The organism is Kiloniella spongiae (assembly GCF_001026905.1).
GTDB classification, from domain to species: Bacteria; Pseudomonadota; Alphaproteobacteria; order Kiloniellales; family Kiloniellaceae; genus Kiloniella; species Kiloniella spongiae.
Genome location: NZ_LAQL01000008.1, coordinates 273392 through 296618, shown reverse-complemented (window position 1 = coordinate 296618; position 23227 = coordinate 273392). Strand labels below are relative to the sequence as shown.

Genomic DNA, 23227 nt, shown 5'->3' with positions numbered 1-23227 from the left:
TCTTGGTGCAGCAGGTGTGGTGAATAATATCACTGCTGATTTAAGCACTGTGAACGTTGCTGCGGTTACTGGTGACGTTTCAACTTCCGGTACTGCGGCAACTGCTTTTACGAACGTTACCGCTCGTATTAATACGATTGCGACTGGCCGTGCTACTGTTGGTGCATTGATCTCTCGATTTGAAACCCGTGGACAGCAGGTTGCAACTTCTATTGAAAACATCGAAGCTGCGAACTCGAAGTTGAAAGACGTCGACCTGGCGGCTGAGCAAAGTAGATTGGTAACTGCGAACGTTCTGACTCAGGCGGCAGTTTCCGCCTTGTCGCAGGCCAATCAGATACCACAAACCCTATTGAGAGTCCTTCAGTAAGCTTTTAATAATGGTTGAAAGTCGTGGGTATTTCGGTATCCACTACTTCTCTATCATTAACTAAGTCCTAATGTTCTTTTTTCAGGGTTTTGTTAACAGTTGAAGATATTACTATTGTATTTTCAACGAAACTGTTCTGATCCAGGAAGGAATGGAATAGTTGGTTGCCAAGAAGGCGATCTTTAAAAGTGGCTTTACCCAGGAGGGGTTTAGCTAAATATACTTCAAGTAGAAGGAATAATATTATGCCCGTAGTTGGTACAAATACCGCAGCAAACTCTGCAATTCGTTTTCTCAATAATAACGCTAATGCCGCTTCAACATCAGTCTCAAAGCTTGCGTCTGGTTCTCGAATCGTGCGTGCATCTGATGATGCGGCAGGTCTTGCGATTAGTACAAAGTTGACTGGTGATGTTACTGCCCTTAAACAGGCGGCAACAAACGCTTCTCAAGCGGCTTCGATCCTTCAGGTTGCTGATGGTGGGCTGGCGCGCGTGAGTGATGTGCTTCAACGTATGAAAGCGCTGGCTTCACAGTCCTTGTCGGGTTCCGTGACAAATACCGAGCGCGCTTATATTGATGCTGAATTCCAAGCTCTTGATGATGAGATTGCTGGGATTGAGACAACAACTACCTTTAATGGCGATGCCTTGATTGATGGTTCTTTTAATGAGAATTTCTTCGTTGGTCTTGGTGCAGCAGGTGTGGTGAATAATATCGCTGCTGATTTATCCACTGTGGACGTTGCTGTGGTTGGTGGTGATGTTACATCAGCTGGTAATGCAGGTACCGCATTTACGGCGGTTACCGCTCGTATTAATACGATTGCGACCGGTCGTGCTACTGTTGGTGCGTTGATTTCTCGGTTTGAAACACGTGGTCAACAGGTTGCAACTTCTATTGAGAACATTGAAGCTGCGAACTCGAAGCTTAAAGATGTCGATCTGGCGGCTGAACAAAGTAAGTTGGTGACTGCGAATGTTCTAACCCAGGCGGCAGTTTCTGCCTTGTCGCAGGCAAATCAGATACCGCAAACGCTATTGAGAGTTCTTCAGTAAGCTCTTAATAATGGTTGAGAGCCGTGGGTGCTTCGGTATCCACGGTCTTTATTTATCTTAAGTGCTACTCGTTATGATATTTCCGTATATTAATTAATTTTTAATCTTTTGTCTTTAGTGTATGATAAGTAGTTGAAAATGTATTTAGTAATGTTTTCAGCGAAACTATTCCGGCCTAGGAAGGAGTGGAATAGTAGGTTGCCAAGAAGGCGGCCTTTAAAAGTGGCTTTACTCAGGAAGGGTTTAGCTAAATATACTTCAAGTAGAAGGAATAATGTTATGCCTGTAGTTGGTACAAATACCGCAGCAAACTCTGCAATTCGTTTTCTCAACAATAACTCAATGGCAGCTTCGACATCAGTAGCTAAACTTGCTTCTGGTTCTAGAATCGTGCGTGCATCTGATGATGCGGCAGGCCTTGCGATTAGTACTAAGTTGACTGGTGATGTTACTGCCCTTAAGCAGGCGGCAACAAACGCTTCTCAAGCGGCTTCGATCCTTCAGGTTGCTGATGGTGGGCTGGCGCGTGTGAGTGATGTACTTCAACGTATGAAAGCATTGGCTTCACAGTCCTTGTCCGGTTCCGTGACAGATACCGAGCGTGCTTATATCAATGCTGAATTTTTAGCTCTTGATGCAGAGATTCTTGGGATTGAGACGACAACGACCTTTAATGGTGACGCCTTGATTGACGGAACTTTCAATGAAAATTTCTTCGTTGGTCTTGGTGCAGCAGGTGTGGTGAATAATATCGCTGCTGATTTATCCACTGTGGACGTTGCTGCTGTTGGTGGTAGTGTTTCGTCCGCTGCGCTTGCAGGAACTGCCTTTACGAACGTTACCGCTCGTATTAATACGATTGCGACTGGTCGTGCTACTGTCGGTGCGTTGATCTCTCGATTTGAAACGCGTGGTCAGCAGGTTGCAACTTCTATTGAAAATATCGAAGCTGCGAACTCGAAGCTTAAAGATGTTGATCTTGCGGCTGAGCAAAGTAAGCTGGTAACTGCGAATGTTCTGACCCAGGCGGCAGTTTCTGCCTTGTCGCAGGCCAATCAGATACCACAGTCTCTATTGAGAGTTCTTCAATAAATTCGTATAATAGTCGGAAGCCGTGAGTATTTAGGTATCCACGGCTTCTTTAAAAGTGATTTTTTTAATTTAGGAAAGAGGAGGAGGTCCGATGTCTGATGTAACTGTCTCAGGGCAGCCTACTCAGCTTGTTCCAAAGGTTTCTTCTTCGAGCACTGGCGTTTCAAAATTAAGTTCTGTTAACGTCAGTGCTGCTCAAGCTGTTGTCAATGTCCCGCAAAATATTGAGGCAAAAACAGCGCAATCATCAAGTGCTTCAGTTGAACGCCAGCCTGTTTTGAATGGAGCTGTTGATACTACAGCTGCCGCTGCATCGCAGTTATCATCAAACATTGTGACTTATCGAGATAGTGAATCTGGTCGCTTGGTTGTTCGTTTGATTGATGAAAATAATAACGCTGTGATTTCTGAATTCCCAAGTAAGACGATGTTGGGTAACTACCCTAAACAGTCAAGTTTGCCGTCCTTAACTAATGTTAATCTGGATACAGAAGCATAATTGGAATGCATCTTGCATTGATAAAACTATGTTTTTTATTTGGAGCGAGACATGGAAGCTGGAACTTTAACATACGTTAACGGGTCCCCCCGAATTACTGGTCAGTATTCCGGGTTTGATACCAACGCAATTGTCGAAGCAACATTATTGGCTAAGCGCCTTCCGGCCGTGAGAATGGAAAGCACGATTAGCAATAATGAGGTTCAGACAAAAGCTTATGGCGAACTTAATACGCTTCTGACATCTTTACGAAATTCTTTAAATGGTTTGCGTAATCCTCCAGGTTTAAGTGGACGCGATAACAATATTTTTGAAGCAAAATCCGCCTTTCTAACCTCGTCAACTACGACAGCTGCAACGAGTATTCTTGGTGTTTCCTCCACGAATTCTGCCGCAGCAGGTGTGTATGAAATTGAAGTTTTACAAATTGCAACAGCTAATAAAATTTCTTCTGGCACTGTTGTTGATTCGACAGCTGCCCAAGGTGTTACCGATACAATCACACTCGGGTTAACAGGTGGTACGTCAAAAGATATTACAATTACAGCTGATATGTCTTTAAATGATATTGCTGGTGCTATTAATGGTGTCTCAAATGATACTGGTGTAAGAGCGTCAGTTATCAAAGTTGGCGATAACGATTTCCGTATGGTCATGACAGCAGAAGAAACTGGTAAGGCGATTACACTTTCAGGTGCAGGTAATTTTTTAGGTACTTTTGGTGATGGGGCTGTCCTGAGTGAGCTGCAAGCAGGAAACAAAGCGCAGATTAAGGTGGATGGTATCGCCACAGTTATTGAACGTGACACCAATAATATTACGGACGTGATAGATGGTGTTACAATTCAGTTATATAAGGCCGAAGTTGGTAACAAAATTAAAGTTGAGATAAACAATAATCTAGGTGGCATTAAAACCGCAATTAATGAATTTGTTGAAACGTATAATACTTTGAGGGATCTTGTTAAACAACAACGTAATTATGACCCTTCTTCTTCTTCCTCTTCAAAACCTGCCTTATTTGGAGATGATATTTTAAGGCGAGTTGAACGAGCGCTCAGCGGAATTGTAAGTACAGGTGCTGAAGGCGTGGATAGTGGTGAAATTAATACACTTGCCCTCATGGGGGTTGAGCTTAATGATGACAATAAGCTAGTTGTGGATAGTACAAAGCTTGATGATGCTTTAGTGACCAACCTTGATGGCGTGCGAAGTGTTTTTGAATTTACCTTTAAGCCAGACGATACGCGATTGGCGGTTATTTCCCGTACCAAAGCAATTAATGTCGATGATTTTTCTCTTGTTATAGATGGCATTGACGGAAGTGGGAATATCACTGGGGCATCGGTAACAGGACAAGGAAATGTTTTTGATATTAGCGGTAATACATTAAAAGGAAAGGTTGGTACTGCTTTCGAAGGAATGACAATGGTGTTTGTTGGTACACCGGGTACCGGGGCGCAAACGATTGAAGTAAAAACATCTTATGGTATTGCAGAAAATTTTTTCCATTCAATTGACGATTTTGTTAAACCCGGATCTGGGCAACTTTCGACGCGATTGCTGGAGATTGCTGACGCGAGTAAAGACTTGAATGAAAAAATTGTTGCCATTGATGCTAGATTAGAGCTTACACGTAATTTCTTAATCGAAAAATATTCCCGATTGGAGCAAGTGTTGGCACAAGCCGATGCGATGAGAAAGCAGCTTGAAGCACAAGCCAATGCTAGTAAAAGTTAAAGAGGGGTGATCTATGTATCCTAATCCCTATGGCGCAAATGCATACTCACAAGCTTCCAAAAATGTAAGTCCGCTCAGGGCGATCATCATGTTATATGAGGGGGCAATTCGCTTGATTAATGAGGCCAAGCGGGCACATGATGAACAAGATTATGAGGCACGATTTATCGCGATTGATAAAGCATCCAAAATTATTATTGGTTTGCAGGGGCAACTGGATTTTGAGAATGGGGGAGACGTTTCCCCAATGCTTCATGAATTCTATGACAGCCTGTTTATGAGAATGATGCAGGCCAATTCACGAAATCCAGAGCCTGTTTTTGAAGATGTTTTAGTCAGTCTAAAGAATATGAAAGAAACTTGGACTTCTGTTGCGGAGCAAGTCGGAGAAGGTTCTCAACCCGTAAGAGAAGTTGAGAGACGTTCAAGTGATGTTTCAACTTCAAATGATAAGAGTATTCCCCCATCAAGTGCCTCATTCAGCGTGTAAATATAAGGAAAGTGCAATTTTCTTTGTAATTTTTTAGTTGCGGACTTGTGAGTTTTAATGAGACATTTATTTTGATCAGATATACTCTTATCTCCACTATACAGATATGGCGTAAAATCTTAGATTGACATTTTTACGATGCATCTATGAAAATTAAAGTGTGGGGGTCAGGTGGCGCAAGGAAAGAAATTCAACTATAAAGTTGAAAGAGCTGCAGATGATGCTTTGCAGTATATGATGAATAAGCAATTTGATATTGCATTTGAAATTGCGACAATAAATTTAAAGAAAAAAAATAAACATCCTGTTTTTTTATTTGTAAAATCTATTGAGGCGCTACTTCAAGGCGACGAAAGCTCATTTCGTGCACAATTCGATAATTTATTCAAACTATCGTCTGCAAGATACACCGATTATTATAATTTTGGTGTTTTTTTTCAACAACATAAATTAGATAATTTAGCTGTTGAATGCTTGTCTAAGTGCGTAGAGCTCAAGCGCGATTTTTTTGAGGGGCAAGAACAACTTGGTAATTCAATTTATTTCCTTGGTGAGTATGAAAGCGCCCTAGGTGCTTATTCAGCGGCATTGGAACTGAGGCCAAAAAATAAAACACTTATTATGCGTGCAGGAGAGTGTTGTTCAAAGTTAGGGTATGATACTGATGGACTTGCGTATTATCAAAGCTTACTTCTTGATCATCCTCGTGATAGCGATGTGAGAACTGGATTTGCCTCTTGTTTAATTCGCCTTGGTCGTGAAAGTGAAGCTGTTGCATTCTTAGGAAAGGATATTGATCAATCCTACGAACCAGAAAAAGACTACTATGTGTTGTCTTTGATATCCTATAAGACCTCTAAATTACATGCTGCTTTAAAATTTGCGGCTAAAGCATATGAAATAAACTCAGATTACCTTCCTGTGTTAAAGTTGTATGGTGCAGTACTTGGGCGTTTAAATATTCATGGTCTGGCAATTGATATTTTAAAAAAGGCCCTTGAGAAAGATCCCGATGATCCTGAGGTGCTCTTTAACTGTGGAAATTCTTACCAGGGGATTACCGAAATTGATCAAGCTCGAGAATATTATTTAGAATGTCTAGGGCATGATCCTGAATATTATCTAGCGTTTAATAATTTAGGGTTTGGCTATAATTTTCAAGGAAATATTGAAAAAGCCAAAGAATGTTATGGCATTGCAATGGAACTCGCTCCAAGCAGAGAGGATTTTCATAGTAATCTATTGTTCACGATCTTGCATGAAAAAAATAGTAGCCCTGAAGATCATTTAAGGGAAGCGCGATTATGGCAAAGTAAACATGCTATCCCAATCGATGAGCGAGTTCAGGCTTATAAGTTTAATACTAATGAGGTAAAGAAACTTCGTATTGGTTATATCTCGGGAGATTTTGGTGATCATGTTGCTGCGTATTACTGGTTGCCTGTTGCACAACATCATGATCGAGATAGATATGATATTTTTCTTTATTCGCAAAAACCACGAGAAGATGATTCTTCGGGGAAAATTAAAATTGAAATAGAGAAAGTTTGCGACAAAATCAGGGATGTTTCTAATTTGTCAGATAAGGAACTATGTGAGCAAATTGTTGATGATCAGATTCACATCCTTATTGACTTATCTGGACATACAGCGGGTGGCCGTTTGAGGGCGTTGAGTTATAAGCCGGCTCCAGTTCAAGCTAGTTATATTGGGTATCCGGCGACAACTGGACTGGACAGTATTGATTACTATATTTCACAACCCTTTTCTGTACCATTGGAACACGAAGATCTCTTCTCAGAGAAGCTTGCTCATATTGCAGGTTGTACGAGCTATAGTGTTCGTCCCGGAGCAGAGAAAATAGAGTCCAAGAAATTACCGTACAAAGAAAATGGTTTTATTACTTTCGCCAATTTTAACCGGGCTGGAAAGGTTACTGCTGAGTGCATGAGAGCATGGGGACAAATTTTACAACAGGTACCCAACTCTAAACTAATGCTGAAAATCAACCGTCTGGATGAAGATGATTTTACAAACGACTTTTATGAATGTCTTGATGATTTGGGGGTGGAAAGGGGACGGTTGATTTTGAGAACTCGTTCTGATTTCTTGCTTTACCTTGAAGAAATAAATGAGTTTGATCTTGGGTTGGATCCTTTTCCGTATAATGGAGCGTCGACATCGTTAGATCTTTTTTATATGGGGCGAAGCTTTGTTTCCTTAACGAAGGGGCGCGCATTTCACGAGAATATTGGTACTTCTTTACTTAAGTTTTTTGGGCAAGAGGAAATGATTGTTTCTTCCGTCGAAAAATATATTGAACGTGCAGTTTGGGCGGCGAATAATATGGCGGTATTAGAGGAAAATCGCCTGAAATTACGAAGTTTTTTCTTAACAGAAGTTGCTGGTGGTGGAGCGAAAGTATGTGCTTCTCTTGAACGGGCTATGGACGTAATGTGGAAACGATATTGTAAAGGTGACAACGTTGATCATATCACGCTAGATGATAGTGAGAGATAAGGAGAATTTTAGGGATGAAGCTTGCGATCATGCAGCCTTATTTTCTTCCCTATATCGGATATTTTCAGCTAATACAGTCTGCTGATATTTTTATACTTTATGATAATATTCAGTATACAAAAAAGGGATGGATTAATAGAAATCGCTTACTTAGAAATGGTAAAGATTTTACTTTTTCTTTACCGTTAAAAAAGCAATCTGATTATCTTGATATACGTGATCGGAGAATTGCAGATAGTTTTAATAGGCAAAAACTTCTCAATCAAATAAAAGGAGCTTATTCAATGGCTCCTTATTTTAATCAAACATTCTCTTTGGTTGAAGGTATTATTAATCACAACGAAGAAAATTTATTTGAGTTTCTTTATTATTCTATCAAAAAAATATGCTCTGTTCTTGAAGTGAGTACTGAGATTACAAAATCTTCGAGCGTTGACATCGATCATTCATTAAAGAAACAGAGTAAAATTTTTTCTTTTTGTAATGCGGTAGGTGCAAAAACCTATATTAATGCTATCGGTGGACAGAGCCTTTATTCTTCCGATGATTTTAATGAGAGAGGGATTGCTCTGAAGTTTCTATCACCCAAATTAAATTCATACTCTCAATTCACCCCTCCTTTTATTGCTGGATTGTCAATTGTTGATATTTTGATGTTCAATTCAAGGGAATTGATTAAAGAAACTATGCTAAGAGAGTATGAGTTAATTTAAGATGTAAGATGCGGGTAGTTCGAGGAAATATGTAAACAGGATAATAGATAATGGCTAATAAATTAGATACTCACATTGAAATTTATAATGGAGGAAATTTGTATGATTTTGATAACGGAATAATTTTGAAGTGGTATCCTGAAAGGATCATGGCCCGATGTGCCGATGCTAAGAGCCTTTTGGAACTGGGATTAGGGCATGGACATACTGCAAATATTTTTTCTGAAAACTTTGATCGCTATCTTGTCCTTGATGGATCATCTGCCGTTATTGATAACTTTCATGAGAAATACCCTGATTGCTCAGCTGAAATAATCGAAACCTATTTTGAAGAATTTGATACTGACGAAAAATTTGATGTAATTGTCATGGGGTTTATTCTTGAACATGTTGATGATCCAAAACAAATTATAACTCGTTACAAACAATATCTAGCACCGGGTGGAAAGTTATTTATTGCTGTTCCGAATGCGGCTGTTATGAACCGAAGGCTTGGTGTTCTCGCGGGCTTATTAGATGATGTTAAAACGTTATCTGACTTTGATCATATATCAGGCCACCAAAGGTATTATACGGTAGAAACTCTTGCATCTGAAATTAAAAATGCAGGTTTTAAAGTCGACATTATGGAGGGACTTTATTTGAAACCTTTAACGACGAGCCAAATGCTATCCTTGAATTTAGATGATAAAATAATAGCAGGATTGTGTACTCTAGGGATTGATTATCCAGAGCTTTCTTGTGGATTATTGGCCGAAATCTCTATTGATCCAAATAGTGTATAGCAGAATTAAAAAGATTCTATAATGTTAGTATCTACAATTCATTGCATTTTGACTAAGATTTGTCTTATGGGAGAACTGGTTTGAGGACGATACTTGTATCTGGTGCCAGTGGTATTGTCGGCTATGGAATTTTAAGATCGTTACAACAAGCTAAGAGTACATACAAACTGATTGGTACATCTATTTATTGTGATTCTGTGGCCCCAGGTTTTTGCGATTTTTTTATAGAAGCCCCTGCTACAAATGATCCATCTTACTTGGATTGGTTATTGGATACGATCGATAAATATAATGTAGATATGATCATACCAGGTATTGAAGCTGATGTGTATAAATGGATTTTACATGTAGAAGATATTATCCAATCTGGTGCTTTCCCTCTAATCAATACGACTGAACTCGTTAAGTTATGTAAAGACAAGTGGGTATTTTATAACAAGCTGGTTCAATCAGGATTACCCTGTGTAATCCGGAGTTCCCTTGATCGAGATTTTATCAAGCTGGAGCAAAGCTTTGGCTTGCCTTTTATTCTCAAGCCAAGAGAAGGGTTTGGCTCTAAGGGCGTAAAAAAGATTACTGATATTAAAACGTTTCTTGAGGTTAAAAAAGAAATTGGTGAACAATTTATGGCGCAAGAACTTGTGGGAACTGATGAGGACGAATATACGACCGCCGCTTTTTGTGATGGTAGAGGAGGGTATGTGGGGGCTATTACATTGCGTCGTAAGTTGTCAAAAGATGGATTTACTGAAAAAGCAGAAGTAATCTCTTCTGACGATTTTGCAGAAATTATTTCTGAGCTTTGTTGGTTACTGAAACCTGTTGGTCCTACGAATTTTCAATTTCGTAAAGACGGTGAATCTATTAAGTTACTTGAAATTAATCCTCGTATATCATCCTCAACATCTATTCGTACTGCTTTTGGCTATAATGAAAGTGAGATGGCAGTAAATTATTTTCTCGAAAAACAGGAACAAACCCAACCAATACTTAGAATGGGCCGGGCTGTTCGCTATACTGATGAGTATGTTTTTTATGACGATAGCATTTATCTCTGACATTCACGGTAACTTTGAAGCCTTAAAATCTGTGTTATCAAAATTGGATAACTTAGGGATTACTGATATTTACTGTTTGGGTGATACAGTTGGATATTATAGTCAGATTAATGAGTGCTGTAACGAACTGCGAAAAAGAAAAATACCATCGGTAATGGGGAATCATGATTGGTATATGGCTGGGGGTGGATTTTGTTTAAGATCGAAAAGCGTAAATGATTGCCTAGAATACCAGAAAAGAGTGATTGATAAGGAAAATCGCGATTGGCTTAAAGCGTTGCCGATACACTTAAGGGTTGGTCATATTAAAATGGTTCATGGTGGCTGGGATAACCCTATCGATGAATATTTAAGCCCTAACCAAACCTATTTTGATCGCCTTGAAGGAGAGGTGTTTGTTTCAGGTCATACACACGTTCAATCAATACATAAATTTGGCAACAAAACATATTGCAACCCAGGTTCTGTAGGTCAACCAAGAGACGGAGATCCTCGTGCAGCCTTTGCTACATTTACTGAGGGTATTTTTCAGTTGCACCGTGTGAAATATGATATGCAAAAAGTATTTGACCTTATGAAATTGGCTGGATTTAACGATTATTATTATGGGTGCTTAAAAACAGGTGCCAATAAGTTAAAAAAACTAAATGAATAATAGATTAGATGTAAGGTATATTCTTCATAATGTTTGAGTTAATTTGATTTTGAGGTGATTGTTGTTCAACTGGGAAAAGTTAGGGAAAATTTTTGATCCTCGTGATCATAGATACTGTGGTTGGATGAAAGAATTTGCCCAATCTCCTTCTGTGGTTGTTTTTGAAGAGTATGTTCGCGTATTTTTTTGTACACGCCCCAGTCCTACGAATGATGGGAATTATCTTAGCTTTCTCTCTTTCATAGATCTGGATCGAAATGATTTACGTAGGGTCATAAAAATATGCTCTTCACCTCCTTTAGCATTGGGAGATTATGGTACTTTTGATGAGTTTGGTACGAACCCAATCAGCGTAATTCAATGTGAGAATGAGATTTGGGTGTATTATGCAGGGTGGACAAGGTGTGAATCTGTTCCGTTTAACGGTGCTATAGGTTTGGCTGTCAGCAAAGATAATGGTGTTAATTTTACACGAATTGGCCGTGGACCTGTCTTGTCATATAGTCCTGATGAACCCTTTTTAATCGGTAGTCCCCGAGTGCGAAAGCTTCAAGGTAAGTGGTATCTTTGGTATGTCGCAGGAAAGGAATGGATAAAAGGAAAAGAGAGGCCAGAGCCTATCTATAAGATACGCATGGCAACCTCAGAAGATGGCATTAATTGGATTAAGCAAGGAGAAGATTTGATCCCAGATAAATTAGGGTCAAATGAATGCCAAGCTTGTCCTGATGTTATTGAAAAAGGGGGAAGATATCACATGTTTTATTCCTATAGATATAGCCACGATTACAAGGGGGGGAAAAATGGTTATCGAATTGGTTATGCTACATCATCGGATTTAGAAAAGTGGACAAGGCGGGATGAGTTGGCAGGAATGAACCTTTCTAAAGAAGGTTGGGATTCTGAAATGGTAAATTATCCACATGTGTTTGTCGTAGATGACACAACCTATATGCTTTACCAGGGAAATGAGATGGGACGATCGGGTATTGGGTTAGCAAGATTAAACAATTCTGAAGATTGGAATGAACAATTAAGTGGTTAAAGCTGGGAAAAATATTTGCTCCAAAAAAGCATATTCTTCCAAATAATTGCTCTGAATTTGCCCAGTCTCCACAAGTACTAGTCAAAAAGGACCGTGTTCGAATTTATTTTTCTACACGTGTAAGAGATAGTATTGGAAAATATTTAAGCCATGTTGCCTACGTAGATTTTAATAAAGAGCTTAATTCTGTTCTTGGTGTATCTAAACATACTGTCATTGAGCTTGGTGGATTAGGGTGTTTTGATGAGCATGGCATATTCCCCTTTAATGTATTTGACGATGGAGATAAAATTTTTGCTTATACGTCAGGGTGGAACCGAAAAATATCGGTGTTGGTTGATTCTTCTATAGGTTTTGCAGTTAGCCACAATGGTGGATATAGTTTTGATAAATATGGGACAGGCCCTATTCTATCGGCATCATTAGATGAACCTTTTCTCGTTGCCGATGCTTTCGTATCTAAATATGAAGACATTTATCACATGTGGTACATATTTGGTACAAAATGGAAGAAGTTTTGTGAGGCCGGGCCTCCTGAACGTATTTATAAAATTGCGCATGCAATATCGAAAGATGGAATCAATTGGCAACGTGATGGGCAGCCAATTATTGCCGATAGGCTAAATGAAGATGAATGTCAGGCCTTACCGTCTGTTTTTTATCATAACGGTATGTATCATATGTATTTTTGTTATCGGCAAGCTCATGGTTTTCGAGAAAACAAAGAAAGATCTTACCGAATTGGATATGCTGTTTCAGACGATTTAATCAATTGGAAGCGTGATGATACTCTTGCTGGCATAGATGTTTCTGAAAAGGGATGGGATTCTGAAATGCAGTGCTATCCTCACGTCTTCCATTTAGAGGATAAAGCTTACATGTTGTATAATGGCAATTCTTTTGGTCGGGATGGTTTTGGCTTAGCTGTCTTAGATGATTGATATTGTAGATTTTAAGGTAAATTAATATGGCGATGAAAAGAAATTATGACAAAGAGCTAAATGATAGCGGTAATAAAGAAAATGAGAGATATGCTTACAGCTTTGATTTTGATGTTCTACACCCATTTATGATTAGGTCGTTTGAAGCTTTCTTTAAGAAAGGGAACATGCTCGAATTAGGGAGTTACAAAGGAATTTTTACAAAACATTTATTGTCTTATTTTCAAGATATCACCTGTGTTGAGGCCTCTGGAATTGCTATAGCTGAAGCTAAAGAAAAGCATGGTGATAAAGTAAATTATGTAAATGATGTTTTTGAAAAAGCTAGTCTTCCCAAAGAATACGATAATATCGTAATGACTCATGTTTTAGAGCATATTGATGACCCTGTGTTTGTCTTAAAGCGAATAAATGAAGAATGGTTAGCAGATAGTGGAAGGCTTTTTCTCGTTGTGCCTAATGCTAATGCGCCTTCAAGACAAATAGCAGTGAAAATGGGTTTGATTTCGCATAATTCTGCAGTGACCCCTGCAGAGGAAAAGCATGGACATCGTTGTACTTATTCGCTTGATACTCTTGAACGAGATGCTGTTTCTGCTGGATTAAATGTGACTTATCGGACAGGTATCTTCTTTAAAGCATTAGCTAATTTTCAATGGGATCGTTTGTTGAAAACAGACATTATTTCCAAGGAATACCTTGAAGGGTGCTACCAACTTGGGCAAGTTTATCCCGATTTGTGTGCAAGTATCATGTTAGTTTGTGAGAAAAGGAAATAAAAGAACGTACGACGTATTATTTTTTGCGTGATTTTAACTGTATAAATAATGATTTATCAAAGCAAAAGCTGAGTTCAATATTATCTTGATTATCTTGCAAATACTCGTCACCGGCTCTAGTCGGCCCATCTCCGTGAAGCCAAACATAATCATCAAAAATTATCCATCCACCAGGTTTCATAAACTTTAGCCAAGAATCGCAATCCTTTTTAACCATGTCATAATCATGATTCCCATCTATGTGGATAAGTGAAATTTTACCGCAGTATTCTGTTGTCCCAAAGGCAGAGGATTGTATTTCTTTGTTGGATAAATAAATTATAGCTGCATCCTGAGATGGTTTCCGAAGATAGTTTATGTGGCCAATAAATGGCGATAGAACCGCGAGAAAACCATGATATGCAGCTTCCCAAAATGATTCGACATCTTTGACCATCTCTTGCTTCGGATCTTTTAATTGATCAGGGGAATCATTTTGTTGCGCAATGGCTGAGTTCCAAGGATCAACGACGAGTACCTTCCCAATATTATAACGTTTAGCTGCCCAGGATAAAAAGTAAGATGATTTTCCCCTGAAGGCACCAATCTCTACAATATCGCCTTTGGGAAGTTGAGGAAATATAGACGTAAAGGCAGCTAGTTTTTCTTCTGATGTCATGCCGGGTATGGCCCGTGTATAAAAAAGCAATCCGGCAATTTCTTCTTTGTTTGGCAATTGGTCCTTATGATTTGTTGCCATATTTGATGCAATTTCATGGAACTCAGTTGCTGATTTGTAGAGTGAATTTATTTTAGTGGTTTCAAGCTCTCCTGGAGGAGGATTTCTGAAACAGACAGAAAGGTTGTTCGATAATATGACTTTTTCTATCGCTTTATAAAGAAGCAAATGAGGGCAATAAATCTGAGAAACGTTGTGTTCTAGTATTGTTTTTACAAAGGCATCTTCAAAGTTGTTGCTGTGTATTGATGGAATGTGTTGCCATTCGTCATAGAGTTTTTTTGCAGGATCATTTGGCGTGCACGAAGCGCCAATGATTCGTTTATTTAGGGCCTCGGCTTCAAGTTTATAAGCTTTTGAATCAGGTAATCCGCCGGGAAATATCAGTTCAGTTGACGATGTCATATTTTTTATTATTTTCGAGTAAAATTTCTTGTAGGTATTGTCCATAGCCACTGGACATCAAATTTTTGGCTAAAGCATTTAAATCCTTGGATGTTATATACCCCATGCGCCAGGAAATTTCTTCCGGGCAAGCTATTTTAATTCCTTGACGACTTTCAACGGATCGAACGAATGCTGCGGCGTTATGCAGTGATTCTACAGTGCCAGCGTCAAGCCATGCATAACCGCGACCAAGTCTTTGAACGTGAAGGTTTCCTTGTTTTAGGTAGTGGTTGTTAATGTCGGTTATGTGTTTTTCATTGTTCAATGTAGGTTTGATATCTCGTGCTATTTTCACAACGCTATTATCATAACAATAGAGGCCAATAAGCGCGTAATTGGATTTTGGATGTTGCGGTTTTTCTTCAATATCTATTCCGATACCCTTTTCATCAAAGGATACAACACCATAATTTTCTGGATCTTTCACGCGGTAGGCAAAAACTGTAGCCCCTGATTTAGGCTTCATTACGGATTGTAAAAGACCTACTAATCCATTCCCAAAGAGAATGTTATCGCCTAGGGCGAGTGTGCAATGATCGTCGCCGATAAAGTCTTCTGATAATATAAATGCTTCTGCTATTCCATTTGGGTCATCTTGAACGCACCAAGAAATGTTAATCCCCCACTGATGCCCATTTCCCAATAAAGTTTGAAATGCTTGTTGATGTTCTTTTGTTGTGATGATTTGTATGTCTCTGATTCCCGATAACATCAGATTTGTAAGCGGGAAATATATCATCGGTTTATCGTAAACAGGAAGTAGTTGTTTACTAACGACGCGTGTGATCGGGTAGAGGCGGCTACCTGTTCCTCCTGCTAATATAATCCCTTTCACTGTATATCCCCCCGGTTTCTAGTTTTGTTAGCCTGAGGCAAAAAACTAGTTTACAGCGTGGCGAACATTATATTTTTCGGAATTTAAAATATGCTGCCAAGCGAGTTTGTTCTCTGTGTCTATAAAAACGGGCGCCCTTAAGTTTACAGTCTTTTGAATTGCATTCGGCGTTTGACGTAAAGTTGTGACGAGCATCACAGCAAGATTTTCGGGTGCTATGGCATGTTGGTTCATTGCCCCGGCAAGATCTTTGTCTTCGATCTCTCCGCTGGTCAAGTCGTAAGGTTTTAATATAAAGGTCAAATCTGCTTCATCAATGGATTGCAAAAGCATATAGCCGTCCAGCACTGTATGTGATGGAACGGATAAACCGTACTCTTTGTATTCCGAGAATCCTACAATACCTTGAGGGACTTTGATGGTTTTTTCGCGATCTATTTCCATCACCCCAAAGCGGGTTTTCAGCGTTATAACGTTATTTGACACTTCCTCGGCCTTCGGCATTGTGATCCCGGCGAAATTTTGAGCTTTATAATTTGTTTCCAAGTCCAACATAATGGTCTCTCTAGTCACAATAGGCAACCATGATTAACGAATAGTAAGCGTGAAATCACAAAGGCTTATCTAAGGTAATTTAAAAGGGTTGTTTCGTTTATTCGTGTCAGGCTGATATATGAGGCCTGAAGCTGTACTTGATCAAAGGCTAGCTTACTCGTAGCTTCGGCAACATCAACGTCTTCAATGCCAGAAATTGTGTTCTGTACATAGGTTTTGAAATCAGCATGATTTTTATTTGCACCTTCCAAAACAGTTAATTGTGCGCCGATTTGACTTCGGAATGAAGCAACGCCATCAAGAGAAGTTTGAAGTAGGTTATATGCTTCTTGTAAAACAGTGGTATCGTTATTTGTTCCCGCATATTCTACATAGGCAAGACTTCTGAGCAGTTTTTCAAATGTTGGATCATCTGCTGTAATGCCATAGGTAAGGGTGGCATCTTGGTCAATTCTATTGCTTAGCTTGACGTTATCGCCGTCGTAGTAGTCGAAGTCGGCTGTGAAAACACCAGGCAGCCCTGCTTGTGGTGTGTAGGCCGGATCATTAATATCGACAGGCGGTGTATCGGTCAAGCTACCGGAGAAAAGGTAACGTCCTTCATGTTGGGCATTCATTAAGGCGGTGATTTCCTGACGGAAACTTACAGCAAACTGTTCAAGCGGAATTTCTTGAATGTTTGAACTATTCAGACCGTTTAGGACATCGCTTAACAAGTTCGTAATGCGTTCTGACATGGTTGTCATGTTGCTATCCATAATCTCCAGCCGTGTTTTTGTTGTCTGGATATTACGTTCAAACTGAGTGGTTCGGACATTATCGCGTTGTAGGCTTACTAATTCCAAGGCTTGAGAAGAAAGATTGGTATATTCCTGCGTTACTTTACCGCTGGCTATTTGTACGGTTCTGTCAGAGACCTTGGCCTGTGTAGAGGCCATGTTCGTTTGTAATAGCTGATTTTGGGCATAGCTGGAAACGCGAATCATCTATTTTCTCCTTAGGCGAGCTCAATAATTGTATCAAACATTTCACCTGTAATCTGTATTACACGTGCAGCAGCGTTATAGGCGTTCTGAAAAACAACCATATTGGCCAATTCTTCATCCATATTAACACCGGATTCATTTTGCATTTTCACTTGCAGGTCGCCTGTGAGAGAGCTTTGAAATGAAAGAGAGTTTTCAGAAGCCTGCGCTGTTGTTGCGCTATAGGATAGCATGACACCTGCATAGCCACTTATTGTGGTTGATGTCGTATCAGGGCCGTTTGCAACACCGTTAAAAGTCTGGTTTTGTTCGAAAACGGCTGCAAGTTGAAGGGCGACATCGTTATTGCCCGGTCCTAGCGTATAGTTTGGTGGGGTGCCACTTAGACTACCTCTTGAAATATTTGATGGGGTGTCAATCATGTCTTGTCTGACAACGATACCCGAAGAAATACCTGTCTGAATGCCTTGTCCTTCAACCGCAGGAACAGTTGTTGATAATTGTGGAGTGACAAAGAAGTCATTTAAGCCAAAGAAATTTGAAAATCCGTTGTAATTTTCAAGAACAGTATCACCGTCGGCATCGTATTGAATAACAGAGTCTCCACCGTTTGTTGCGGCGCCTGTATCTTTAAATGCTAATTTGACATTGTTATTTAGTTTTATTTGTAGCCTGCCATCGGCATCAAAGCTGGCGTTACCATTTGCGCCAAGAAAGGCGTTGATTGATGCCTGAACTGCAGCCGGAGTTGTTGCTCCTGCTGCAATGTTTCCCATTGCTCCAACCATTGCACCGGTTGAATCCAGAAGAACCATGTTAACGTCGCTGCCAAGGGTCATAGCTTGTGCTGTATTTGGAAAAGATCTTGAGCCGAGCATCGTTGCTGGGTCAAGAGCCCCAGTACCCAATCCGATCGGCGTATTGGCCCCTCGGTTGTGAATACGGTTGACCTGATCCCTTAGTTTTTCGGACATTTGGTCCAGTTGATTCGTCATTGACGGAAGAATCGTATCACGAGCTTTGAAAAGCGCGCCTAATTTACCGCTTGTAATGCTTGAAGTGATGTCGTTTGCCGCTGAAGGGGTATTGCCAGCATTTAGATGAATACCATCAAGTACACTAGGATAGGTTTCATTTGCAGTTATAAGGGTTGTTTGGCGAAAAGATAGATCGGCTTGAAAGCTACCACTAATCAATGTATGGCCAGTTTTCGTTAGAATATTAACTTGGTTTTTATCCGTCTGGAAATACTGAATATCCATGTATTCAGCTAATTTGTTTATCGCTTGATCTCGTTTATCTTCAAGGTCACCTGTAGGTAGTCCTAAGGCGGTTTGGCCCGGGATTGTTCCGTTGATTTCTGCAATAATAACAAGTTGTTGTTCAATGTCATCGACAGCTTGTTTTATTTCTTGATCAGCGCGGATACGTTCTGACTGAACTGTGTCTGCCATATCTCGGATGCGTTGTGCCAGAATTGCCCCATTATTTACCGAAGTAAAGTAATTAGATGAAATTTCAGGACTGCTTCCTAAGCTTTCCAAAGAGGCAGAGAATTTATCAATAAGATCACCGACAGAATTCTTGTTTGCGACTGATCCAAACATCTGTTGGATACGATTTAAATAGTTACTTTCTGTCTGGATAGAAGAAAGTGTTGTTGTCTCTTCTCTGAAATCCCTTTGGATCAATGTGTTTACATTACGTCTTATGGTATCAGCTGTTACACCGGAACCAACTCCAGCGATAACCTGTGTTTCCTGTAAAAGAACCTTACGGGAATAATTCGCGTTATTTATATTGGCCAGGTTAGATGATGTGACTGCCAGAGCATTCTGGTTCACTTTCAATCCTGTTAGCGCGTTGTTCAGGGCGATGGATAGAGACATAATGTCCTCAAATTTTATTACTTATTTAATCAGAGTTTAGAAATTAGAGGCACTGGTTTAAGTGCATAGGTGTGGTTGACTGTGTCGATTGAGCTTTTTGAGCTGCAAGTACACCTGTCTGTGAGTAACTTGTGCTGCTTTTTACTTGCTGTTCCTGAACCGCTTCGACAACGGCTTGCATTAGGCGTTCATTACTTGTTTTTGCGGCAAGAAGGGCCGTTTCGTTCTCGGTCACAGTGGTATTAAGTAACTGGATCACATCACGAAGTTCCCCTTTTAAAAGAGGGTCTAGGTGTTGCATGAAAGAAGGATCTTTCTTGAGCTGAGAGGAGCCTTGCTCATAGGCATTCACGAGAACAAGTTTTTGTTCTTGTAATTGGCTCATTTCCTTGATTTTCATTGCACGGAGAAGCTCAATTTCCCGGCTCATGACTGAAACGAGGCCTTTAACTGTTGCAATGACACTATGAACAGTTGTTTCCGGTGTGTGTTGTATTGCAGTTGCTGTAGTCATTTAAACCTCCTGCAGCTTCATTATTTCGCGATAGACAGCATTGGAGATTCCAACACCACCTGATTCGGCAAGAGATTTTCCGTACTCTTGAACCATGAGAGAACGAAAAATCTTCTCTCCAGAGCCTCCACCCATGGGACCATCGGTAGGTAGGCTCTCAAAAATAGGGGTTAACATTTGTGTTAGAAAAACGGCCTCAAAGTCTTTGGCTGTCGCCATTGCTTCGGCTTCGCTTTTCGGCTTCATGCTGGCAAGGGATTGAGCTTTTCCAACAATCGAATCGTTGATTACGTTATCGGCGAATGTTTTTGTATCTATCAGCATTATAATAACTCAATATCAGCTTGAAGCGCGCCAGCGGCTTTGATGCTCTGTAGAATGGCGATCATATCTCTGGGACCAACACCAAGTGCATTAAGGCCATTAACAACTTCTTGAAGCGTTACGCCTGATGGAAGAAGAGCCAGGCGTTTGTCACTATCGTCATCAATTTCAATTTCTGTACGGTCAACAACTTCTGTTGTGCCTGTGTTCGAAAACGCATTAGGCTGACTTACTTGCGGTGTTTCTGTGATCCGGACAGTAAGATTACCCTGGGCAATTGCGACTGTGCTGATGCGAACATCATTGCCAATGACAATGACACCTGATTTTTCATCAATAACCACTTTTGCAGGTGTATCAACGCGAACAGTTAGCTGTTCAATATCTGTCAACATTGCAACGGTATTACCTCTGTAGCGTTCAGGTACATCCAGTTGAACAGTAGAGGGATCAGTACTCACAGCTGAATTGCCGCCGAGTTGAGTGTTAATAGCTTGGGCGATCCGTCGGGCTGTTGTCAGGTCCGGGTTTTTAAGGGCAATTTTTACACTCTGAAGTTCTTTGAGATCGAAATCGATTTCTCTTTCAACAATTGCGCCGTTCGAAATCCGTCCCACAGTTGGTACGCCGCGGGTAATTGTTTCTGCATTACCAGCAGCGCTGAAGCCGTTTATGGCGATCGGACCTTGGCCTACAGCATAAACTTCACCATCAGCACCCATAAGAGGTGTGACAAGCAATGTGCCGCCTTGAAGGTTTTCTGCAGTGCCTATTGCGGAGACAGTTAAGTCAATTCGTGTTCCTTGGCGTGCGAAGGGAGGAAGGTTTGCTGTGATCATAACTGCAGCTACATTGTCAGTATCGAGATTACTATCTCTAGCGTTAACGCCTAAACGCTGTAATACACCGATAAGGCTTTCACGAGTGAAAACAGCATCATCAATGTCATCCCCTGTGCCATTAAGGCCAACGACCAATCCGTATCCAACCAAAAGGTTGTCACGAATGCCCTCAAAATTGGTGATATCTTTAATTCGTGACTGAGCAGAGGCATCTGGTACTTGGATAGCAAATGATACTAACAACGCACCAAGCAGGGCTGTAGCTCTGTTTAAGATGTTTATGTGTTGTACTAAGTTCATTCTTCTACCCATTGTTTGGTTGGTCTTTGGTGATATGATTAAAACCAACGCGATGTTCACTGTACCTTATGCGAATTTCGTGCCAATATGATGAGACCTTGACGATTGGCACGAAACTGCCAATTTATAAGGAATAATTTTGCTTCTAATTGTGAGCTGGGTAACAATGGTGCTGTTGATTTGGTAAAAGTTGCCCACAAGAAGACAAAATTTCTTGCGACCCTGAAGTCCATTTGTAGTTAGATTAGGTAATAGACTTGAAATGAAGATTAGAACGGGATCATCCGTCACACCTGCTGCCGGGGCAAAGTCGAAGCGTAAAGCTTCTGGCGTTAGCGGTAGTTTTAGCGATGCACTGGAAGCGGGCGCTGGAGATTCTGTTTCTGATGCTGGTGGCGTATCTGCCGCTGGTGGGGTCGGTGGTTTACTATCTATTCAAGAAGTCCCGGATGCATTGACGGGAAAACAAAAGGCTAAAAAACAAGCTGAAGACATTCTGGATGAGCTGGAAGAATTACGCCTTGGTCTGTTATTTGGGTCTATTCCTGTTTGGCGATTGGAAAGAATCGAATCGCTTGTTGCTCAGCGAAAAGAACAGATCAATGATCCTCGACTCCTTGAGCTTTTGAACGAGGTAGAGGTTCGAGCGGCTGTTGAACTCGCTAAATTAGGGCGATAATCTACTGTTTTTAATCGTATAAATAGAAAATAACGCTAATTTTTCATGACTAACTTGTCGAGACAGGGAAATTCCCTATACTGCACGCCCAAATTGCCAATTTATGGGGGTTGCCATGACTATTCCTCTTCCAATTGATTATCGTCCGCAAGAAGACGAAGAGTTTATGAATCCAGTCATGCTGGAATTCTTTAAATATAAACTTTTGGCTTGGAGAGAAGAACTACTCGCTGAATCTTCTGCTACGTTGCAGACGCTCCAGAATGAAACATTACAAGAGCCTGATCTTGCTGATCGTGCTTCGTCTGAAACCGAACGTGCCTTGGAACTGCGCACAAGGGACCGTGAGCGCAAGCTTATTGGGAAAATTGACGAAGCTCTTCGTCGTATTGATGAAAATGAATATGGCTTTTGCGAGATTACCGGCGATCCGATAAGCATTAAACGGCTTGAAGCTCGCCCGATTGCAACAATGACGCTGGAAGCTCAGGAACAGCATGAGCGGATGGAAAAAGTTCACAGAGACGATTGATGAGTAACTGATTAGTTCTCTTCTGTTGAACTTTACATAAAAAGGGTCCGTGAAAAATATTTTTCACGGACCCTTTTTATGTAATGGCTTCCAGTTTCTTAGAATGGGAAGATTATGTCATACAACTGCTGACCATAACGTGGTTGCTGAACATCGCTGAGCTGTCCACGTCCACCATAGGCAATACGTGCTTCTGCAATTTGATCATAACTGATCGTATTTGTTGAGGTTATGTCCTCTGGTCTGATCATGCCAGAGACTAGGAGCTCTCGAACTTCAAAGTTAACGCGAACTTCTTGGCGTCCTGAAATAATAAGGTTTCCATTTGGCATAACTTGAGTAACCAAAGCGGCGACACGAAGATTGATTTCTTCTTCTCTGTCGACAGTCCCTACGCCTTTTGAGGCGCTTGTGCTTTCTCCGTCAACAAGTGTCGCGGGATTCAGGTTATCGTTAAAAATACCGCCGAGTTCGGTTTCATATCCAAGGAAGTTGGTCAAACCTGCACCTTCTGCATTGGCTCTTGTGCGCTCTGTTGTATTAGAGACGGCCGCTTTATCATCGATCTGAATAACGACTGTCAGAAGGTCGCCAATTTCATCAGCGCGCTGATCTTTCAGAAATGCTCTCGAACCTGGGCGCCACAGAGAATTTGGTTGTCTTGTTGCGACTTGTGGTGCTGGCATTGGTAGGGTAATTGGTTGAGGCGGCGCTGGGTTTTCGATTTTACTCAGCTTGGGAACTTCCCCAATTTCTGAGATACGAGATATCGCATTACAAGCCGTTAATGAGAAGCCTAATACGCCAGCTATTAGATACCTGCTTATGGGGGATTTCAGTAAAGTATTCATAGCTGAGCTC

General features: G+C 40.6%; 25 protein-coding genes. 16 read left to right on the top strand and 9 right to left on the bottom strand.

Going from position 1 to position 23227, the window contains the following annotated elements; translation table 11 throughout:
- The 14 genes from WH96_RS14250 to WH96_RS14185 all read left to right on the top strand — a co-directional run.
- Window positions 1-370: flagellin (locus WH96_RS14250; protein WP_047764854.1), on the top strand; the 370-nt coding region annotated here is incomplete at its 5' end.
- A 245-nt stretch (window positions 371-615) separates the two neighbouring features.
- A complete protein-coding gene (locus WH96_RS14245) occupies window positions 616-1428 on the top strand; it encodes a flagellin (RefSeq protein WP_047764853.1) in 813 nt (270 codons plus the stop codon).
- 279 nt (window positions 1429-1707) lie between these two features.
- The gene (locus WH96_RS14240; RefSeq protein ID WP_047764852.1) at window positions 1708-2520 is read left to right on the top strand and encodes a flagellin; all 813 of its coding nucleotides are present in this window, start codon (window positions 1708-1710) and stop codon (window positions 2518-2520) included.
- A 91-nt stretch (window positions 2521-2611) separates the two neighbouring features.
- Window positions 2612-3019 (top strand): flagellar protein FlaG, encoded by a 408-nt coding sequence (locus WH96_RS14235; protein ID WP_047764851.1) that lies wholly within the window; start codon window positions 2612-2614, stop codon window positions 3017-3019.
- A gap of 51 nt (window positions 3020-3070) precedes the next feature.
- Window positions 3071-4759: a flagellar filament capping protein FliD gene (gene fliD, locus WH96_RS14230; protein WP_047764850.1), complete on the top strand. Its 1689-nt coding sequence runs from the start codon at window positions 3071-3073 to the stop codon at window positions 4757-4759.
- A gap of 13 nt (window positions 4760-4772) precedes the next feature.
- The gene (fliS, locus tag WH96_RS14225; RefSeq protein WP_053005924.1) at window positions 4773-5249 is read left to right on the top strand and encodes a flagellar export chaperone FliS; all 477 of its coding nucleotides are present in this window, start codon (window positions 4773-4775) and stop codon (window positions 5247-5249) included.
- 171 nt (window positions 5250-5420) lie between these two features.
- Window positions 5421-7769, top strand: coding sequence for a tetratricopeptide repeat protein (locus WH96_RS14220; protein WP_047764849.1), 2349 nt, complete (start codon window positions 5421-5423; stop codon window positions 7767-7769).
- Window positions 7770-7783: 14 nt separating this feature from the next.
- Window positions 7784-8482 carry a WbqC family protein gene (locus tag WH96_RS14215; RefSeq protein ID WP_047764848.1) on the top strand — a complete coding sequence of 233 codons (699 nt, stop codon included), beginning with the start codon at window positions 7784-7786 and terminating at the stop codon, window positions 8480-8482.
- Window positions 8483-8532: 50 nt separating this feature from the next.
- On the top strand, window positions 8533-9267 hold the full coding sequence (locus tag WH96_RS14210; protein ID WP_047764847.1) for a class I SAM-dependent methyltransferase: 735 nt from the start codon (window positions 8533-8535) through the stop codon (window positions 9265-9267).
- A gap of 80 nt (window positions 9268-9347) precedes the next feature.
- Complete coding sequence (locus tag WH96_RS14205; protein ID WP_047764846.1) at window positions 9348-10325, top strand: ATP-grasp domain-containing protein; 978 nt, start codon at window positions 9348-9350, stop codon at window positions 10323-10325.
- Window positions 10303-10980, top strand: coding sequence for a metallophosphoesterase family protein (locus WH96_RS14200; RefSeq protein WP_047764845.1), 678 nt, complete (start codon window positions 10303-10305; stop codon window positions 10978-10980). The genes WH96_RS14205 and WH96_RS14200 overlap by 23 nt, the downstream gene beginning before the upstream one ends.
- A gap of 61 nt (window positions 10981-11041) precedes the next feature.
- Window positions 11042-12025, top strand: a complete 984-nt coding sequence (locus tag WH96_RS14195; RefSeq protein ID WP_047764844.1) for a glycoside hydrolase family protein — start codon at window positions 11042-11044, stop codon at window positions 12023-12025.
- A gap of 329 nt (window positions 12026-12354) precedes the next feature.
- A complete protein-coding gene (locus tag WH96_RS22345; RefSeq protein ID WP_204248202.1) occupies window positions 12355-12966 on the top strand; it encodes a glycoside hydrolase family protein in 612 nt (203 codons plus the stop codon).
- A gap of 26 nt (window positions 12967-12992) precedes the next feature.
- Complete coding sequence (locus WH96_RS14185) at window positions 12993-13745, top strand: class I SAM-dependent methyltransferase (RefSeq protein ID WP_047764842.1); 753 nt, start codon at window positions 12993-12995, stop codon at window positions 13743-13745.
- 16 nt (window positions 13746-13761) lie between these two features.
- Here the strand turns inward: WH96_RS14185 and WH96_RS14180 are convergent, their stop codons facing one another.
- The 8 genes from WH96_RS14180 to WH96_RS14145 form a co-directional block, all read right to left on the bottom strand.
- The gene (locus tag WH96_RS14180) at window positions 13762-14913 is read right to left on the bottom strand and encodes a class I SAM-dependent methyltransferase (RefSeq protein ID WP_082130494.1); all 1152 of its coding nucleotides are present in this window, start codon (window positions 14911-14913) and stop codon (window positions 13762-13764) included.
- Window positions 14852-15745 carry a glucose-1-phosphate thymidylyltransferase RfbA gene (rfbA, locus tag WH96_RS14175; RefSeq protein WP_047764840.1) on the bottom strand — a complete coding sequence of 298 codons (894 nt, stop codon included), beginning with the start codon at window positions 15743-15745 and terminating at the stop codon, window positions 14852-14854. The genes WH96_RS14180 and rfbA overlap by 62 nt, the downstream gene beginning before the upstream one ends.
- Window positions 15746-15790: 45 nt before the next feature.
- Complete coding sequence (gene fliW / locus WH96_RS14170) at window positions 15791-16300, bottom strand: flagellar assembly protein FliW (RefSeq protein ID WP_047764839.1); 510 nt, start codon at window positions 16298-16300, stop codon at window positions 15791-15793.
- Window positions 16301-16365: 65 nt separating this feature from the next.
- A complete protein-coding gene (locus WH96_RS14165) occupies window positions 16366-17286 on the bottom strand; it encodes a flagellin (protein WP_047764838.1) in 921 nt (306 codons plus the stop codon).
- Between the two features lie 11 nt (window positions 17287-17297).
- The gene (flgK, locus tag WH96_RS14160) at window positions 17298-19175 is read right to left on the bottom strand and encodes a flagellar hook-associated protein FlgK (protein WP_047764837.1); all 1878 of its coding nucleotides are present in this window, start codon (window positions 19173-19175) and stop codon (window positions 17298-17300) included.
- A gap of 43 nt (window positions 19176-19218) precedes the next feature.
- A complete protein-coding gene (locus WH96_RS14155) occupies window positions 19219-19689 on the bottom strand; it encodes a hypothetical protein (RefSeq protein WP_047764836.1) in 471 nt (156 codons plus the stop codon).
- Window positions 19690-20013, bottom strand: coding sequence for a rod-binding protein (locus tag WH96_RS14150; RefSeq protein WP_047764835.1), 324 nt, complete (start codon window positions 20011-20013; stop codon window positions 19690-19692).
- Entirely contained in the window at window positions 20013-21155 is a 1143-nt protein-coding gene (locus WH96_RS14145) for a flagellar basal body P-ring protein FlgI (protein ID WP_047764834.1), read from the bottom strand. Before WH96_RS14145 ends, WH96_RS14150 begins: the two co-directional genes overlap by 1 nt.
- A 262-nt stretch (window positions 21156-21417) precedes the next feature.
- On the opposite strand from WH96_RS14145, the gene WH96_RS14140 reads away from it, so the two are divergent.
- Window positions 21418-21834: a flagellar assembly protein FliX gene (locus tag WH96_RS14140; protein ID WP_047764833.1), complete on the top strand. Its 417-nt coding sequence runs from the start codon at window positions 21418-21420 to the stop codon at window positions 21832-21834.
- Window positions 21835-21949: 115 nt separating this feature from the next.
- Window positions 21950-22366 (top strand): RNA polymerase-binding protein DksA, encoded by a 417-nt coding sequence (dksA, locus tag WH96_RS14135; RefSeq protein WP_047764882.1) that lies wholly within the window; start codon window positions 21950-21952, stop codon window positions 22364-22366.
- 98 nt (window positions 22367-22464) lie between these two features.
- Here the strand turns inward: dksA and flgH are convergent, their stop codons facing one another.
- Entirely contained in the window at window positions 22465-23217 is a 753-nt protein-coding gene (gene flgH, locus WH96_RS14130; protein ID WP_047764832.1) for a flagellar basal body L-ring protein FlgH, read from the bottom strand.
- Window positions 23218-23227: the final 10 nt, after the last annotated feature.

What these genes read in the sequence shown, in the direction of transcription:
- WH96_RS14210 (WP_047764847.1), top strand. Translation starts at nt 8,533, where the DNA reads ATGGCTAATAAATTAGATACTCACATTGAAATTTATAATGGAGGAAAT.
- WH96_RS14240 (WP_047764852.1), top strand. Translation starts at nt 1,708, where the DNA reads ATGCCTGTAGTTGGTACAAATACCGCAGCAAACTCTGCAATTCGTTTT.
- WH96_RS14140 (WP_047764833.1), top strand. Translation starts at nt 21,418, where the DNA reads ATGAAGATTAGAACGGGATCATCCGTCACACCTGCTGCCGGGGCAAAG.
- fliS (WP_053005924.1), top strand. Translation starts at nt 4,773, where the DNA reads ATGTATCCTAATCCCTATGGCGCAAATGCATACTCACAAGCTTCCAAA.
- WH96_RS14165 (WP_047764838.1), bottom strand. Translation starts at nt 17,286, where the DNA reads ATGATTCGCGTTTCCAGCTATGCCCAAAATCAGCTATTACAAACGAAC.
- WH96_RS14200 (WP_047764845.1), top strand. Translation starts at nt 10,303, where the DNA reads ATGACGATAGCATTTATCTCTGACATTCACGGTAACTTTGAAGCCTTA.
- WH96_RS14185 (WP_047764842.1), top strand. Translation starts at nt 12,993, where the DNA reads ATGGCGATGAAAAGAAATTATGACAAAGAGCTAAATGATAGCGGTAAT.
- WH96_RS14145 (WP_047764834.1), bottom strand. Translation starts at nt 21,155, where the DNA reads ATGAACTTAGTACAACACATAAACATCTTAAACAGAGCTACAGCCCTG.
- dksA (WP_047764882.1), top strand. Translation starts at nt 21,950, where the DNA reads ATGACTATTCCTCTTCCAATTGATTATCGTCCGCAAGAAGACGAAGAG.
- flgH (WP_047764832.1), bottom strand. Translation starts at nt 23,217, where the DNA reads ATGAATACTTTACTGAAATCCCCCATAAGCAGGTATCTAATAGCTGGC.
- WH96_RS14245 (WP_047764853.1), top strand. Translation starts at nt 616, where the DNA reads ATGCCCGTAGTTGGTACAAATACCGCAGCAAACTCTGCAATTCGTTTT.
- fliW (WP_047764839.1), bottom strand. Translation starts at nt 16,300, where the DNA reads ATGTTGGACTTGGAAACAAATTATAAAGCTCAAAATTTCGCCGGGATC.
- WH96_RS14235 (WP_047764851.1), top strand. Translation starts at nt 2,612, where the DNA reads ATGTCTGATGTAACTGTCTCAGGGCAGCCTACTCAGCTTGTTCCAAAG.
- WH96_RS14180 (WP_082130494.1), bottom strand. Translation starts at nt 14,913, where the DNA reads ATGGACAATACCTACAAGAAATTTTACTCGAAAATAATAAAAAATATG.
- WH96_RS14150 (WP_047764835.1), bottom strand. Translation starts at nt 20,013, where the DNA reads ATGCTGATAGATACAAAAACATTCGCCGATAACGTAATCAACGATTCG.
- flgK (WP_047764837.1), bottom strand. Translation starts at nt 19,175, where the DNA reads ATGTCTCTATCCATCGCCCTGAACAACGCGCTAACAGGATTGAAAGTG.
- WH96_RS14215 (WP_047764848.1), top strand. Translation starts at nt 7,784, where the DNA reads ATGAAGCTTGCGATCATGCAGCCTTATTTTCTTCCCTATATCGGATAT.
- WH96_RS14155 (WP_047764836.1), bottom strand. Translation starts at nt 19,689, where the DNA reads ATGACTACAGCAACTGCAATACAACACACACCGGAAACAACTGTTCAT.
- fliD (WP_047764850.1), top strand. Translation starts at nt 3,071, where the DNA reads ATGGAAGCTGGAACTTTAACATACGTTAACGGGTCCCCCCGAATTACT.